10 protein-coding genes, 1 pseudogene and 1 riboswitch are annotated in these 15,918 nt (G+C 61.1%); of the genes and pseudogenes, 2 read left to right on the top strand and 9 right to left on the bottom strand.

Annotated features, from left to right (window positions below):
* Nucleotides 1-13 precede the first annotated feature (13 nt).
* The 3 genes from cobG to cobW form a co-directional block, all read right to left on the bottom strand.
* Complete coding sequence (gene cobG / locus P5F91_RS19345) at nt 14-1,357, bottom strand: precorrin-3B synthase (RefSeq protein ID WP_145613387.1); 1,344 nt, start codon at nt 1,355-1,357, stop codon at nt 14-16.
* On the bottom strand, nt 1,354-5,043 hold the full coding sequence (cobN, locus tag P5F91_RS19350; RefSeq protein WP_277907982.1) for a cobaltochelatase subunit CobN: 3,690 nt from the start codon (nt 5,041-5,043) through the stop codon (nt 1,354-1,356). The genes cobG and cobN overlap by 4 nt, the downstream gene beginning before the upstream one ends.
* Before the next feature lie 154 nt (nt 5,044-5,197).
* Nucleotides 5,198-6,247: a cobalamin biosynthesis protein CobW gene (gene cobW, locus P5F91_RS19355; protein ID WP_277907983.1), complete on the bottom strand. Its 1,050-nt coding sequence runs from the start codon at nt 6,245-6,247 to the stop codon at nt 5,198-5,200.
* 159 nt (nt 6,248-6,406) lie between these two features.
* A riboswitch (cobalamin riboswitch) is annotated at nt 6,407-6,630 on the bottom strand.
* 303 nt (nt 6,631-6,933) lie between these two features.
* Here cobW and P5F91_RS19360 point away from each other — a divergent pair.
* Entirely contained in the window at nt 6,934-7,605 is a 672-nt protein-coding gene (locus tag P5F91_RS19360; RefSeq protein ID WP_277908165.1) for an ISL3 family transposase, read from the top strand.
* Nucleotides 7,572-8,005, top strand: a pseudogene (locus tag P5F91_RS19365) (IS3 family transposase); the annotation flags it as partial. The gene P5F91_RS19360 and the pseudogene P5F91_RS19365, both read left to right, overlap by 34 nt.
* 193 nt (nt 8,006-8,198) lie before the next feature.
* Here P5F91_RS19365 and P5F91_RS19370 read toward each other — a convergent pair.
* Genes P5F91_RS19370 through P5F91_RS19395 form a run of 6 tightly spaced genes read right to left on the bottom strand, consistent with a single transcriptional unit; the run spans nt 8,199 to nt 15,797 of the window.
* Nucleotides 8,199-9,782, bottom strand: a complete 1,584-nt coding sequence (locus tag P5F91_RS19370) for a glycosyl hydrolase family 28-related protein (protein WP_277907984.1) — start codon at nt 9,780-9,782, stop codon at nt 8,199-8,201.
* Nucleotides 9,783-9,815: 33 nt separating this feature from the next.
* Nucleotides 9,816-11,501 carry a tetratricopeptide repeat protein gene (locus tag P5F91_RS19375; protein WP_277907985.1) on the bottom strand — a complete coding sequence of 562 codons (1,686 nt, stop codon included), beginning with the start codon at nt 11,499-11,501 and terminating at the stop codon, nt 9,816-9,818.
* A gap of 54 nt (nt 11,502-11,555) precedes the next feature.
* Nucleotides 11,556-12,392, bottom strand: coding sequence for a WcbI family polysaccharide biosynthesis putative acetyltransferase (locus P5F91_RS19380; RefSeq protein ID WP_277907986.1), 837 nt, complete (start codon nt 12,390-12,392; stop codon nt 11,556-11,558).
* Nucleotides 12,389-12,634: an acyl carrier protein gene (locus P5F91_RS19385; RefSeq protein WP_277907987.1), complete on the bottom strand. Its 246-nt coding sequence runs from the start codon at nt 12,632-12,634 to the stop codon at nt 12,389-12,391. The genes P5F91_RS19380 and P5F91_RS19385 overlap by 4 nt, the downstream gene beginning before the upstream one ends.
* Complete coding sequence (locus P5F91_RS19390; protein ID WP_277907988.1) at nt 12,612-14,309, bottom strand: AMP-binding protein; 1,698 nt, start codon at nt 14,307-14,309, stop codon at nt 12,612-12,614. Before P5F91_RS19390 ends, P5F91_RS19385 begins: the two co-directional genes overlap by 23 nt.
* Nucleotides 14,310-14,327: 18 nt before the next feature.
* A complete protein-coding gene (locus P5F91_RS19395) occupies nt 14,328-15,797 on the bottom strand; it encodes a sulfotransferase family protein (RefSeq protein WP_277907989.1) in 1,470 nt (489 codons plus the stop codon).
* Nucleotides 15,798-15,918: the final 121 nt, after the last annotated feature.

The raw sequence follows: 15,918 nt of genomic DNA on the forward strand, positions 1-15,918 counted from the left end.
GGGGCGGCTTCCTCTACGCGACGACAGTGGCCTCGACCAGGGCGGCCACTTCGGCCGGCCCGCCCAGGCGGGTGATGAAGGCGGCCGGATCCTCATCCGTCCGCATCCGGTGGGTATAGACAGCTTCCAGCGCCGCCACCAGCGATGTCGCACGGGCCGGCGTCACGCCACGCCATTGCGCCGCCCCGCCAGCGGGGGCCAGGAGGCCGACATCATAGGCCTGATCGCCCCGTGCCGTCAGGGTGACCAATGCCGGTGCCGGATGGGCACAGCCCTTGGCGCAGGCCGAGACGTGGATGTGCCCGCGCGCCAGCAGGCGGGGGGCGACCCGGGCCAGCGCCAGGGCGTCGCCGCGCGCGTGCGTCAGTCCTGAGTCACAGGCTCCGCGACCACTGCAGGCCGACAGCATCAGCCGGGGGTCGTCGGGTGCCAGGATGCCGCCTAGAGCCCGCACCGCATCGGTGTCGATGCGGTCCCCTTCCAGCAGCACGGCGCGCCAGGGGGTCAGGCGCAGGGCCGGCGTCATGTGCGCGACGAGCGCCAGCCATTGAACGCTCATGCCGCCGAAGGCAAAGCCGAGGCCCACCCAGCCAGTGTGTGCCCCCAGCACCTGTTCAAGGCTCAGGCCAGGCAGGCCGATGCTGACGGGCATCGGGGCCAGGGCCACGAGGGTGGCAAGCCCAGCCGTGCCCTCCGCCGCCACCAGGGCGGCCAGGCGCCGGTAGCGGCCGTTCGAGAGGCGGACATAGGCGCGGGCCAGGGTGAGGGCGGTGTCCACCACCGCGTCGGCGGTGCAGACACCCAGCGGCGTGGCGCCGGTCTGATCTCCGCCCACCGCCACCCGGAACAGGCCGGTGTCGGGCAGGGCGTCGAAGCGGATATCGGCAACGGTATCGGCCAGGGGCGCTTGGCCGCCCCCGTTCAGGACGAAACTGAACTTGGCCGGCAGCGCGGCCCACAGGTCGGGACTATCGGCCAAGGCGGCGTCCAGTGCCTGGGCCAGGGGGCGCACGGGCGTGCACGCCGGGTCCAGGCCGCAGGTGGGGCTGCACAGCACATTGCGCACCCTCTCCGCCGCCGGATCGCCGTTGACCAAGCCCAGTTCGCGCAAGGCGTCGGTCAGGGCGGGCAGTGCCGCTTCGGTCACGCCGCGGATCTGCAGATTGGCCCGTTGGCTCAGATCCACCAGGCCATTGCCGTGACGCTCCGCCAAGCCGCAGATCGCCGCCGCCATCGGCCCCGGCAGCCTGCCGCCGGGAATACGCAGGCGCACCAGCAGGCCGTCGGCCACTGCCATGGGCACCAGTGCGCCGGGGCAGGCGCCCCGCACACGTGGCGGATTGATGGGGGCCCTCATGCCAATTCCTCCCGCAGGCGCGTCAGATCCTCGGGCGTGGAATTGCGTCGGGGATGCCACAGGCCGCGCTGCAAAGCCTCCTGGAACCGGTCCAAGATTTGCCGGGCGGCGTCAGGGTTGCTGTCCGACAGGAAGGCCCAGGTTTCGCTGTCCGCCACATAGGCATCATAGAGGCTGTCCACCTGGTAGGATCGCACGGCGTCCGTCAGTGCCGCCAGGGCCACGGCGCCATCCACCGTGCGAGCCAGGTTGGCGGCCCCGCTGTGGCCATGGCGGCGTTGCCCGTCGATCCAGCGTGGGTTGGCGGCGCGGCCGCGCACCACGCGGGCGGCCTCCTCCGCCAGGGTGCGTGGCGTGATGCGCTCCGGCTCGGCGCTGTCGACATGATAGAGGACGGGATCGCTGCCCAGCAGGCCGGCGGCGGCGGCGAACCCGCCCTCGAACTGGGTCATGCCGTCGTTGTCCAGCACGTCGGTTTCGCGTTGGTCCTGGATATGGACCAGGGCGTCGGCCAGGCCCACGCGGCGGCGGAACAGGGCGGGCAGGGCCACGCCGTCCAGGCCCAGGCCATAGGCGTGGCAACCGGTGTCGAGATAGGCGGTGCCCAGCTGGTCGCGGGCCTGCCAGTCGCCGGTGGCCAACGGTTGCGCCAGGCCGGTGCCATAGCCGCCAGGGGCGGCGCCGAAGACGCGGGCGGTCGCTCGGCGGTCAGCCTCCGCCCTATCCATGCCGCCGGCCACCAGGGCGTCGCGGTCGGCGCGCACGGCCGCTGCCAGGGGATTGACGGCGCCCGGCTCCTCCAGCCCGGCGACCTTGCGCGCCGCCTGGTCGAACAGCGCCAGCTGCGCCGGGAACATGTCGCGGAACAGGCCGGAGATGCGCAGGGTCACATCCACGCGCGGCCGGCCCAGCACGGTGGCCGGCAACACCTCCACGCCCGTCACCCGGCCGCTGCCGGCCTCCCACACGGGACGTACGCCCATCAGGGCCAGGGCCTGGGCCAGCTCTTCCCCGCCGGTGCGCAGGGTGGGGCTGCCCCAGCAATCCACCACCAGTTGGCGCGGCCAGTCGCCTTGGTCCTGCAGATGGCGCGTCAGCACGGCATCCGCCCCCTTCCAGCCCAGGGCCCAGGCGCTGGGTGTGGGCACGGCGCGGGGGTCGATGGCGTAGAGGTTGCGGCCGGTAGGCAGCACGTCGGCCCGGCCGCGCGCGGGCGACCCACCGGGGCCTGGGGCGACGAAGCGGCCATCCAGGCCGGCCAGCAGGGCCGCCATCTCCGCTGGACCGCTGGTGGCCAGCGGGGGCGCCACCTCGGCCCGCAGAGCGGTAAGGGCCGCTGTGGCCCTTTGCCATTCCGGGTTCGGAACAATCTGGCCTGACACCAGCTCCCGCACCAGGCCATCCAGCGCCGCCCGCACTCGCCCAATGGACGGACCGGTGCCCGTCCGCTCCGCCAGCAGGGCCGGCAGGGGATGGGGCCAGGGCGTCGCGGCGTCGGCCGTGAACAGGTCCTCCAGCGTGCCGGCCAAGCCCAGGTCGCGGGCCAGCGCCTCGGTCATGGATGGCTGATCACGGCGGGGGAAACGCGCCATGGCGGCCAGGAAGGCGGCCTGGGCGCCGTCGTCCGGCGCCGCCCCGAAGACATGCAGCCCATCGCGGATCTGCATCTCCTTGATGTCGCAAAGATGGGCATCCAGCCGGGCCAGGGCCTCATCGGGAAGGTCCCCCGTGGCCAGATCGGCCGGCAGGTTCAGGTCACGGGTGACGCCGGCCTCCCAGGCCAGGTCGCGGATACGGGCCCGCAGGGTGGGCAGGCGGCGCGGGTCCAGGCTCTGCGCCTGCGCGTATTCGTCCAGCGCCTGCTCCAGGGCCGCCAAATCGCCGTGCAGCCCCGCCGGCACGGGCGGCGGCGGCAGGTGGCCTACCAGCACGGCGCCCAGGCGGCGGCGGGCCTGCACGCCTTCGCCTGGGTTGGTGGCGATGTAGGGGTAGAGGACGGGCAGGGGGCCGGCCAACCGCTCCGGCCAGCAGTTGGCCGACAGCGCCACGGCTTTGCCCGGCAACCATTCCAGCGTGCCATGGGCGCCCACCTGCACCAGGGCATGGATATCCACCACATGGCGCAGCCACAGGTGAAAGGCGGCATAGCCGTGGCTGGGCGGGGTATCGGGGTCATGGTGGGCGGCGCTGTCGATAGCGCCATGCCCCCGGCTGGGCTGGACCGCCACTAATACATTGCCGCAGGACTGGATGCGAAAGCGCAGCGCTCCGTCGCGCGCCAGAGGGTCGGTTGAGGGGGCCCCCCACCGGGCGGTGATGGCGGCCAGGGCCGCGGGCTGCATCAGTCGGGCATAATCGACCAGGCTTAGGCCCGGCGCGCCGCCGTCGAGGGCCCGGCGCAGGGCGGCCATCAGGGCGGCGCCGTCGGCCGGCCTCTCGGCCACCCCATAGCCGGCACCGGCCAGAGCTGCCAGCATCGCCAGGGTGCTGGCCGGCGTGTCCAGGCCCAGCGCCAAGCCGGTGCCGCCGCGGGCAGGATAATCGGACAGCACCAGGGCCACGCGTCGCCCCGCCCGCGGGGTGGCGGCCAGACGGGCCCAGGCGGCTGCCTTGTCGGCCAGCGCGTCCACCCGGTCGGCACGGGGGCGGCTCAAGGTCGGGGCGTATTCCAGGGCGGCGTCCCAGTCGGCGGCCGCCTTGAAGGCGATGGCGGGGCCTTGCAGCCGGCCATCCATCTCCGGCAGTACCACATTCATGGCCAGGTCGGCGGGGCCCAGGCCGGCGCGTGCCTTTTCCCACAGCGCCTCCGTGCCCGTGGACAGCACAGCCTGCAGGACCGGCGCGCCGGCGGCGTCGAGGGGGGAGGAGTCCTCCGTACCTTGGCGGGCAGAGAAGCCGGTGGCGTTCAGCACCACGGCCGGTCGCAAGGCCCTAAGCTCGGCCGCCAGCCACTGGGCCGCCCGAACTTCCTTCAGGCTGGCCGCGTAATAGAGGTGGGGCGCCAGGCCGCGCCGGGCCAGGGCGTCGGCCAAGGCGTGAAGCGCTGCCAGATTGCCGGCCTGCAAGTGCGATCGGTAGAAAACCAGCGCCGCCGCTGGTCCCGCGACGGGTGCCGACGGCCGCCAGCCTTCATGACGGCCATAGCGGGGCAGAGGCATGGGCTCGCCCGCCAGCAGGTCGGCGGGCGGCTGCCGTCCCAGCAATTGGGCGGCCTCGGCCAGGAACCGGACCGTGTTCTCCGGCCCGCCCTCCACGAAGCAGCGCCACAGGCGGCGGGCGGTGGCATGATCCACGGTGCCGGCGGCCTCCAGGCTGGGATCTGCCTTGGCCTCCCCGGGCACTACGGCCAGGGCGATGCCCCGGGCCCGGCAGGTCTCCGCCACCTGCTCGAGCCCATAGCGCCAATAGCCGGCGCCACCGTTCAGGCGCAGCACCACCAGACGGGCGCGCGACACCACCGCCTCAACATACATATCGACGGATAGCGGATGCCCCAGGCGCATCAGGTTGGCCAGGCGCAGCGTGGGCCGCCAGGGAACATTACCCACGGCGTGGTAGGCGGCGGCCGCCGCCGACAGGTCACTGTCGGAAAAGGACAGCAACACGCACTCCGCCGGCGTCTGCCCCAAATCCTCGGCTTGGGGGGATGCCAGCAGATCCTCGGCCTGGGTGGGCAACAGGTGCATGGGAGGGGCGGAACCCGTGTGACGACACTGAAAGACGAAAAGCCAGCTTTATGCCGCTCTAGCCCCTATACGCCGTCAATTCAACAGCGGGATGGGTCAACAGCGGGATTGGGCAGGGCACCGCTTTGCGCCCATGCCCCACCCGCGCGGCCAATCAGGCGGCCAGCGCCGCCTCGATGGCCGCCTTGTCCAGGCCCGTCTCACCGATCACCACCAGGCGGCTGCGCCGTACCTCGTCCGGCCCCCACAGCCGATCGTAGCTGGTCTGGATGCGGGGGCCCACACCCTGCACCAGCAGGCGCATGGGCTTGCCCGGCACATCGATGAAGCCCTTCAGGCGCAGTATGCCGAAGCGCTGGGTGATCTCGCCCAGCCGGCGGACCAGGGCCTCCGGATCGGCCTGGGATGGCAATTCGGCCACGAAGCTGGTGAAGTCGTCGTGGTCATGGTCTTCCTCGCCATCGTGGTGGCTGACGCGGGCGTCGAGGTCCGCTTCGGCCGCAGCCGACAGGCCCAGCAGCACATTGGGGTCGACATCGCCATGGGCCACGCGTACCAGGGGCGGGGCGGTGGGCCGCAGGGCCTTCACCGTGTCGGCCACGGCGGCCAGGCCCGCCTCGTCCACCAGGTCGGTCTTGCTGACCAGGATCAGGTCGGCGCAGAGCACCTGATCCTCGAACACCTCCTGCACCGGGGTTTCGTGCTCCACCGTGGCGTCGCCGGCCTCCATGGCAGCCTTCTGCCGGGCCAGGGCCTCGGCATCGGGCGCGAACCGGCCCTCGGCCACGGCATCGGCCGCCACCACCGCCACCACGCCGTCCACCGTAACACGCGAGCGCACCGCGGGCCAGGTGAAGGCGCGCACCAGCGGCTTGGGCAGGGCCAGGCCGCTGGTCTCGATGATAATGTGGTCCGGCGGATCGGCGCGGTTCAGCAGCGTTTCCAGCGCCGGCACGAAATCGTCCGCCACGGTGCAGCACAGGCAGCCGTTGGCCAGTTCGATCACTCGATCCTCCGGGCAGGCCGCGTCGCCGCAGCCCTTGAGCACCGCGCCGTCCACACCGACGTCGCCGAACTCGTTGATGATCAGCGCCAGCTTGCGGCCTCCCGGGTTCTGCAGCAGCCCGCGGATCAGCGTGGTCTTGCCGGCACCGAGGAAGCCGGTGATGACGGTGGCGGGGATTTTGGCGGTGGGGGTAGGCATGGGCTCGCTTTCAAAGGGGGCGGTCGCGCCCGGCAGGCGCATTGGCGGCCGCGGATGCGGGGCGGGGCCGTTTTAGGCCGAAGACGTTTGGAAGGCGCGCGTGCGGGGGCGGGCGGGCCATGGCGAAACTTCCCTCTCTCCGCCATCTCCGGCGGACCAGATGTGGACCTCGTGACGGGAGGTCTCCTGGCTTGCGGTTCATGGCGCGTCTCCTGCCTTCCCGGCCGGGGCGGTGGCCCGGGCCAGTGGCGGCTCCTCGCGGACCTATCGGCCCGGGGGTATTGGCACCTACCGCGCACAGTTGCGGGGGCAGCTCCGGCCTTGAACCGGATTCCCTATTATCTCCAGCTGCCGGTGGGAAATCCGGCCGGCGACCGGGGCACCGTCGGTGGGCCGACAGTGCGCTGCATGAGGGCTAGGGATCAATGATTTTCGCACGGCGGCTTCCCCGGCAGCGCGTGAAAAAAAGTTCATCGCGGATTAGCGGGTAGAGGCGGACAACGGCGCGTTCTGACAGACTGGTAGTCGCCAAACATCACAGACTGCCAGGGGGGGCGCCGTTGCCCGATAGAGAAGCTACGTCATGTCTCGTTGGGTGGGAAGGCTACCGGGTCGAGACAGTGGAACGCCGCTCGGGTGAGCAGCCGGCGGTTTGGATATATCTTGGCCGACCGTCCTGTTCGCCGATGATCTGCGACGGTTGTGGCCAGGCGAGCGAGCGTGTTCACGACATTGAGACGCGCGTTGTCCGGGACCTTCCGATCTTGGATGCGGCGACGTGGATATCGGTGCCGCGCCGGCGTGTTCTGTGCGGGCAGTGCGGCCCCCGGCTGGAACGACTGGATTGGCTGGAGCGCCATGCCCGGGTGACCCGGCGTTTGGCGGAGAGCGTGGTCCGCCTCTGCCGTGCCCTGCCGGTGAAGCAGGTGGCCGCGTTCTTCGGGCTGGACTGGCACACGGTCAAGGAGATCGACAAACGTGCGTTGCAACGATCCCTCGATCCGGTAGACCTCAGCGGGATCAGCGTGTTGGCGATGGATGAGTTCGCCATCCAGCGCGGCCACCGCTATGCCGCGGTGGTGATCGAGCCCCGCACCCGGCGGGTGCTGTGGGTTGGCCGCGAGCGTTCGCGCGAAGGCATTCGTCCCTTCTTCGACCTGTTGGGGGAGGAAGGCTGCCGCCGCATCAAGGCCGTGGCCATGGACATGAACGCCGCCTACGCCAATGAGGTGCGTGCGCGTTGTCCACAAGCCGAGATCGTCTACGACCTCTTCCACGTCGTCGCCAAATACGGCCATGACGTCATCGACCGCGTCGGGGTCGACTCTATTCCCGCCGCGTCGTCGGCTGGTCGATGAGCGACACCATGACTGCCCAGTTGGTCGCCGATGCATTGGTCATGGCCTTATGGCGACGGGGAAAACCCAGGGCGGTGCTGCATCATTCCGACCAGGGCAGCCAATACACCAGCCAGCAGTTCCAGCGCCTGCTCACCGACAACGGCGTCACCTGTTCCATGAGCCGGGCGGGCGACGTATGGGAGCCCGTTAGGGCCAGCGAAGCTAAAATGCCGCCATGGAAAGCTTCTTCTCGTCACTCAAAGCCGAACGGGTGGCCAGGGCGGTCTATCAGTCGAGGAACCAGGCCAGAGCCGACGTCTTCGACTACATCAAACGCTTCTATAATCCGACACGCAGACATTCGACCCTGGGCTACCTCAGCCCGGTGGACTTCGAACGAAACGCTGGGGTAGCTTAACCGAGCTTATCCCGGTGTCATCCAAGCCGGCAGCAGCCCAGTCTGCGATCTTAACCCATCGCTTCGAGAGGGGCGGGCCATCCTATAATCATGCTGAAACTCAGGCAGCCACAGGCTTTTTCAACAGCCTGTTAGGCACGCCGACGGACGTGGGAAGGTTTATTCGGGCGTTTGATAATCAATTCCCTAAAGCTTATTCCAGCACGCGAACATTGTAACGGACTGTCGCTGGTATCGCCTCGGTAAGGGCGCAGACTTTCACTATTACCATGCCGGGTTCAGACACAAAGGCACGAATCTGGAATCCGTCACCGGCGTCGCCCGCTGCAGGGCTAGCGATGGCGGTCATGTCGGTCCGAGCGCCCGGAATGGCTACAGCGCCGCTGGCGCATGACCCAGGAGCCAAATGGGAACCGCCGATCGGCAGTGTGGTTCCGGCCAGCGACTTACCGGTTCCCGCGTTTTCTGCGCGTTCCGAATAAAGGGCGGATAGGGCGATATGCCGACCGCCGGTACGGTTATCGATGTCTCCCTTGGCGGCACCGGCATGCTTGCTGGTTTGAACGCTTATCTGGTCGGCTTGGTCGGCGAGAATGACGTCGTAGTCCACCGGGTTGCGTCCGTTGTTACGAACAAAACTACACCCGTCCAGGTTGACATCAGTCACCGTGCCGGAAAGGACGACATGGCTGCCACCGCGGTTCTCACGGTTGTTGGCGTTGAAAATGGACTGCCCCAATTTGAAACCGGATCCAGCGGATAAGTTGACGCCGTGGCGGCCGTTCAAAAAGAAGGCTGAGCCCACGGCCGTCACATTAATCAACCGGGGATCGTCGTTATGGAAACCATCGAGGTCGGACAATTCGCAGAGAACACCATTAAAATTCCAAGCTTCCCGAGCGCCGGTGTCGCCTGGCGCGCGAGTAGAATGGATACAGTATTGCGCTTCATCAAACCCGCCGTTAGAAAACGTCAGGCCGACAACGATGTCCGTCGGATACTGCGCTTTGATCTCGAGGGCGGGCCCCTTTGTAAAGCCCAGATGATAGTTGGCCATGTTAAAACCATCGGTGTCTTGCAAGAGCAGGCCATAGGTGTAGCTACCGCGGTGTAAGGCGCGTGAATTACTGTTTACGATGAAATTCTCTGAGGGGTTTTCCTCGTTAGGTCCGGCTCGATGCACCCACCACAGCCGCGATAATGGAGTAGTGTTATCACCGCCAGGATCAATATCACTGAAGAATAAACTAATAGAAGACTCAATTTCAATTCCGGAAAATTCCCCAACAACAGCCACGTGATCTATCGTACCACCTGCAACTTTCCTATAATGAATACCTGATCCAGATGGCGGATTGTCAGTTCTATATATTTGGAAGTCCCGGAAATTTATAGAATAAAGATGAGGGCCAGGCCCTAGGTTTTCGGCAAAAAAAACATCGCCTGCATGCGTGGGAAAGAAAGTTGTATTGCCCTTACCGGCTCCGGTGATTGTAATGTTGCTACAGTTAATTGTTATCACGCCGGAAATCTTATATGAGCCACTCGGAACGCTGATAATGCCAGGCGTCTCTACGGAATTCCTAGAACAGGCACTTTCAATTGCTTGCTTGATCGCTGAGGTGCTGTCTATTCTGCCCGTGGGATCTGCACCAAAGGCTAAAACATTCAGGCCGCTGGCCGCCGATGCATCGGCAGCACGAGCCACCGGTGAAGTAGAAAAAAATAAGGCTGTTAACAGGATCAATCTGGAACAAGCGCTGCAAAGCCTTATCATTTGTTGCTCCAGCCTTCCATTTGTCGCGACTATTTATATCTCGTCTAAGATTCTAGAAAATGTGGCATTATCCGGCTCTATGGTGCATGCTCGCTTGCACGCTTTCACGGCATCATCTAAATCACCATTTTCTTTTAGGAAAAGGGAGAGATGGTACCAATATCGCCCCTGTTCGGCGTCTAGCTCGGTCGCCTTTTTCGCAGCACCTATCGCCAACGCTAGTTGGCGATGTGCGTGATAAGCCATTGAAAGCAGGTGCCACGAATCAGCATATTTGGGATCCGCATCTATTGCAGATTGGAATTTTGCGATCGCTTCTTCAATTTTTTTGTCATGCAGGAGAAGGTTAGCAGATCTAAGAATTATTCCCCGCGTATTGATACCGAACTTGCTGGCCAGCCCCATCGCACTTTCGTAATAGCGCGCGTCGCCACACACATCTCCATTAGCGCTGAGAATGGCGATGGAGATCAAACTGACAACTGACTTATCCTCTTTTTCGGGAAGCGGGACAACAATTCTTTTCGTGATTATATTTTCAAGTACTTCAATCAAATGCGCGGCGTCGTCGTCGCCCGCGCGGGTGGCCGCATGTTTGACGCTAAAAAGAAAATGCCCATAGTCAGCTACCCACGCGGGGTATGCGTAACTACAGAAGCGCATGGCTAAACCGCGTGCAGCCAACAACAACGCGTCATGTGGTGAAATGCTAGCCAAAGCTGTGCTAATACGGTAGGCAAGGGCACTATCGTCAGCGGATAAGGGAATGTCCTCGGCGAAGTTGGCTATAGCACCTGCATTAGCTGCTCTCAGATATCGAATGGAGCGGGTGCTGTCACCGTCAAATAAACCCTGCTCGGTGGCAAACCAACTGACATTCCTGTACGAAATATTTCCAACAATCGACGCAATTACGCCATAAGCAGATAAAGGACCATAGACGACTTTGCCCATGCCAAGAAATGCCATGTCGAGCAACGCCCTTTGGATACCGGAGAAGTAGTCTATTTTTATAAAATCACCAATCTCAAATGCTTTTCCTGGAAAGGCAGCTTTCATCTCTTCGACAAACGCGCGGCTATCGGAAGCAATCAGCAACGCATCCGTCTTCTTCAGGATATGCGAGCCAATTGCCTTATACGTCTCGGTTGTGAAATAGCTGTCAAAGCGATTAACCTGAAGATGCGTGTCAGAGCAGAGATGCAGTCTACGGGAGTGGATAGACGAAAACGTTGAGGCGCCAGTTTTTTCTTTTAAAGTTTGTAGCGTATCGAAGACCGCTGCCTGCCAAGGCATTTCCCAGAATATCTGGGAAAGAGACTGCCTAACACTGCTAAACTGCTCAGTACTATCTACAGAGTACATAGTAAAGCGGCGGTCCAGAACTATGATATCATCGTCACCATTGATTGATCCAAAGAAGTCATGGATACCGGCTTCGCCGATTTCCGCGCATTTGCGTATCACAACGTCTCGCGACCCAGTTCCAATTAGCGGACTATCTAGGGGTAGAAGATAACCCCCGGGAGCCAATTGCTCGAAAGGTCCGCGCAGAATGTCCGGAAGATCAGTTACGAGTGATTGAAAATTATCCTGTCCAGTCTGCCAAGTCGTTAGGAACTTAGCAGAGAAGTGCCGCGCTAAACGTAACCCGTTAAGTATTGGGATAAGCCGGCCGCCAAGAAGATCGCGGCGATCCGCGATGATATATCTAGGCATATTCCGCTCCCTAAGAAAGAGTCTAAAGGAAGTACGTTTCGACACTTGTCCCGCTCAAATAAAAGAAATATAGTTCTTCATATATTCATCGAATGTATAATGGTGACCTTTGTACTGAGTTTTTTCATTCGGCGAGAACCATTTAAGATTTAAACGCTCTGCAACAACGGGATGGATTGGCAAAGTTTCCGCAGCCCATGGCTGCCAAGCTTCGAAATGATTCAAAGCCCGCTCAGTATAATCGCGGCCATCCATAAGGATGGCTGCTACCAACTTTGCGAACAAGGTGCCAAGCAAAATCCACGTAGGATGATTGGGGGTAAGATACAATCGCTTGGACCAGAAATTTTCTTCCAGGAACGACCGCATCGGAATATCGCAGTTAGTATCACGTTCGTTAAGGCGCGAAATTTCTAGCTCAACGAGACGTTCAAAATTCGGCATTCGCTCTACGCTACGGGCTTGGTAGGCCTGCCAAATCTCGTCCCCGCTCAGACCCTCTCGCATCAATTCGACGACGATGCGGTCACCATAAGGATAACGACCGAAAGGATGTTCCGGCGGTTCTGGTTTATTTCGCGGATCGACGAAGTTGAAGGGCCAAAGAAGGTTGGTATCGAGGGGCGGGAAACGAATGCTTCGGCAAGTGGAAGGTAATTGGTCCTGATAAGGAAAGGCATTGATATTGTTCTTTGAGGGGGAACCCTGTTCAAGCAAGACGCCACATCGGGTTACCTCGTCAGCTGGCAGCTTGTCATGGCCATCGACAGGGTGGACGAAGTTCCGCATCGTCACCAAGTCCCACTGCTCGGTCACCTCTGGAAACGCCTTCAACGCGTAAAAGAAAACGCCCGCCTGGCAATTTCCGTATACAATCAGCGTTGGCTTCATTTTTCCTGCGTTCGACGTTCGATTAAGGCGACGAGGTCTGCTACCGTTTCCAGGCTACCAACATCCTCCTGTGGGAGCAAGATTCCTAGTCTCTCCTCAATCTCTAATATAAGCATCGTGTGCGATACAGAGTCCCAGCCATCGATATCGACGGCAGATGTTTCTGGCATGATGTCCTGGGGGGAGGTGAGGAAATAATTTGCTATGATGGATCTCACTTTAAGGAATGTTTCCAGGCTCATTTCTAAATCCAATCTCCTGTAGATACTTAGCTTTGTTGGCGGTACGGGCTATTTTCCCGCTGGTGGTTTTGATAAGCCAGCCTGCGGGCACGAATTTCAAGCGATGAAGGTTGAGGCCCAGCAGCAGCAGCACGCGCTCCTTGACCTGCCGCCGTAGGCCGCCTTGGTCTACGTCGGGGGTGACCTCGGCAATCAAAACGGCCTCGCGAGTACCCGACGCTGCGCTATCGATGGTGACCGTGACACAGCGTCCGGGAATTACGCCCGGGAATTGATTGACAATCTCCTCAGCGTGATGGGCGTAGAAATTTCGGCCATAAACGATAAGTAGGTCATCTGTTCGGCCCGTTATGTAGAGGTGGCCTTCATGCATGAACCCCAGGTCACCCGTCGCATACCAGCCGTTGGCCAGCTTCGCATTGGTCAATTCGGGTAGGCCAAAATACCCAGAAAACAGCCAGGGCGCACGAAGGTGTACTTGGCCTTGCTGGCCGGCTGCTACCGTCTCTTCAGTTTCCGGGTCCCTGATGTGTACGTCCATCTCCGCCAAGGGGGCGCCGCAGGACAGGAATTCCAATTGCGGCATTCCGGCGCGCGGCGATTGCACCCGCCCGTCCATGTGGAAGCTTTCAGCATCGGCTAGAGTGATTCTCGGTGATGAACCGCGAGGGGTTTGGCTAACGGCAAAGACTGTTTCCGCCATCGCATAACAGACTTGCAGGCTGTTGGGCGGTAGGCCGTGGCTCCGGAAGCGATCCTCGAAAAGGCGGAAGCTGTCGGCTCGGCAAGGTTCTGAACAGTTAATGAGCGCAACGATGCTGGAAAGATCCAAATCCTGGGGGGGGCGGGCCGCTCGTGCTAAGTGGTTGAAGGCAAAATTCGGCAGCCAGCAATAATGCGCGTGATATCGCTGTATAGCCTCCAGCAATATTTCCGGTCGCGCCACCCATTGGAAAGGATCCAGCATCACCACGCTGGCGCCGACGATGAGCGGCATCATGAAGGCTGCAATCAGACCCATGTCATGATAGAGCGGTAGCCAAGATGCGACCCGATGATCACCGGTGAATTCTAAGACCTTCGCGTAGGTATCGACTTGGCGCAGCACTGCGGCGTGTGTAAGCATAACGCCTTTTTTAAGGGCTGTTGTGCCAGAGCTGTGCTGCAGGAATGCGGTGTCTTCAGCTCGGCGACTGGTCAGTTCCTTTTCTAAAATGCTTGCCCTTTGTATTGCCCCGACCTCCGTGATGAGGTCGGACCAATCGGGGAGATGATGGCGCAGGTCAGATGCTACGGAAGGAGAGGCAACAATACAACGCGGCTGGATTCTTTCGAACAACGTTCTATGGGAGGCCCAGTACAAGACGGGATCTTGCTTTGGTGTCGCATAGGGCATGATAGACGGAATGAGACCTGCCATCATTGCCCCAACGAAAGCATAATAAAGGTGGGGAGAATGTTGGGTAATGATAAGTACTATGTCCCCCGGCCGCTTTCCGGCAGAGAGATACGCATGAGCATAGGATAGACTGTGTTTCCAGAGCTGCCCATACGATATATATTCTGGATCCTCGTCCAGAATGTGGATGCAGAAAAGCTTATCTGGTGAAGCCAACACTGTTATGTGCAAGCGGTCAACAATGGTATCGTTATCGCTTTCCATTTGATCGCTCAATTAGCTTTAGTGATGGAATTAACATTTTCGCTTCACTGAAATTGAACTTAGGAACAACCCCATCGCCCGATGGTCGTCTTCTGGATATTCGCCAACTGCCTTTGGGCGGGAAATTTCAATCTGAATTCGGGTGCCGCCCAAAAGCGTCGGCACGTGTTTAAAGTCAACAGCGATAGTTCTTTCCGTCCAGGGAGAGTTGTCGATATCCGCTGATGCTACTTCGACGCCATTAACAAGGAAACGTGCATGGCGGCAATAAGAAATGGCACGGAACGAGGCCGTAAACTGACATAGTTCCAAACCAAGACCGAAATTTGCCTCCAACTCGGCCGTTTCGGCAACAGTCCAGGTGCCTTCAGTCTCGGGAGTGCCCAGGCCGGTGCGAAAAAATTTATAGGACTCTCGCCCAAAACGAAGATCTAAGTCTTCTCCCCCCACGGTGGCAATAGTTGGAAGATGCGGATGTTCTTTCATCAGATTTTTGATTGACGTGTCATTCCAAATTGACGCCAGGGGGCCGAACCACGCCAAGGCGTCCTTTTTTTCAACCTGATCCATGGCGTAGAGGCGCAGGTTCTCCGGGATGGGCACGAATGCCGATGGCAAAGGAGAAGAAAGATTCAAGAATTTTTCGATTTGCCGAAGGGCGCCGTCCGTGTCCCGGGCCATGTCCTCGTATTTTATGACGAGCATCTTGTCGCCCAGTTTCTCCTTGGTCCGACAAGACCAATTCCATTCCCTAACCCATTCGGCCGCGGCCTCATGGACTGTCTCAATGTGCCAGATGTCTTTGCCTGCACGGGTCTTATTGCGGCGATTCAGGGAGGAGTTAATTACGTCCAAGGGGTTGCGGACGATATGCAGAAGGCGAAAGTCGGGAAGGCGGGCTTGTAACCAGTCGATATCATTCTTGTCACCGAAATGGGGCATCTTGTCCCCAACAACTCTCAGGCTCCGGCCAGGGAAGACCATTCGGAATGCTGAGAGTAGCATGCGATGGCCATGAGTCTTTCGCACTGGCCGAAAAGGGCCAGTGTGGACTAAGCCGATAACCTGATCACGGTGTTCATAAAAGCTATCTGCGGCGACAGTCCGGGCTGAAGCAGAAGGTTTGGCATCATGGTCCGGGTCTCGAGGCGTTGACATCTGGTCAACGATGAGAGTGGTGCTGGCGCTACACGCGGTCAACGCCTGTTCCTCCGGCTGGTCGCTTCCTTCGCTGTCAACGCTAAATGTGGCGAGTAGGTCGGCTTCTCTTTGAGACGCTAGCTTAATCTGTTCCCTAGAAGCGTCGACCCGGCCATCATAGTCTTCGATTTCGTCTGTCCGATTAAATACAGCGTCAACCGCTCGCACGTATTGTTCCAGACCGTATTCGACAAAAAGTCCAATTTCGGGGTGCTGGTTCAGAATATGCGCCAATATGGTTGTGCCGCTGCGATGAGCGCCGGATATACCCAGCCAGATGAAATCACCTTTATTTCCCATAATTCAGTTTTCGCCTCAATTTTTTCCCTCAACCCAGCTTACAAGTTCCCAACCGATTGGATCTAGTCTGAGGTATGACGCCGCTGCCGATCTAGACTAATTGCCTATATATGTATGCCAT

This window comes from Nitrospirillum amazonense (assembly GCF_029594735.1).
GTDB classification, from domain to species: Bacteria; Pseudomonadota; Alphaproteobacteria; order Azospirillales; family Azospirillaceae; genus Nitrospirillum; species Nitrospirillum amazonense.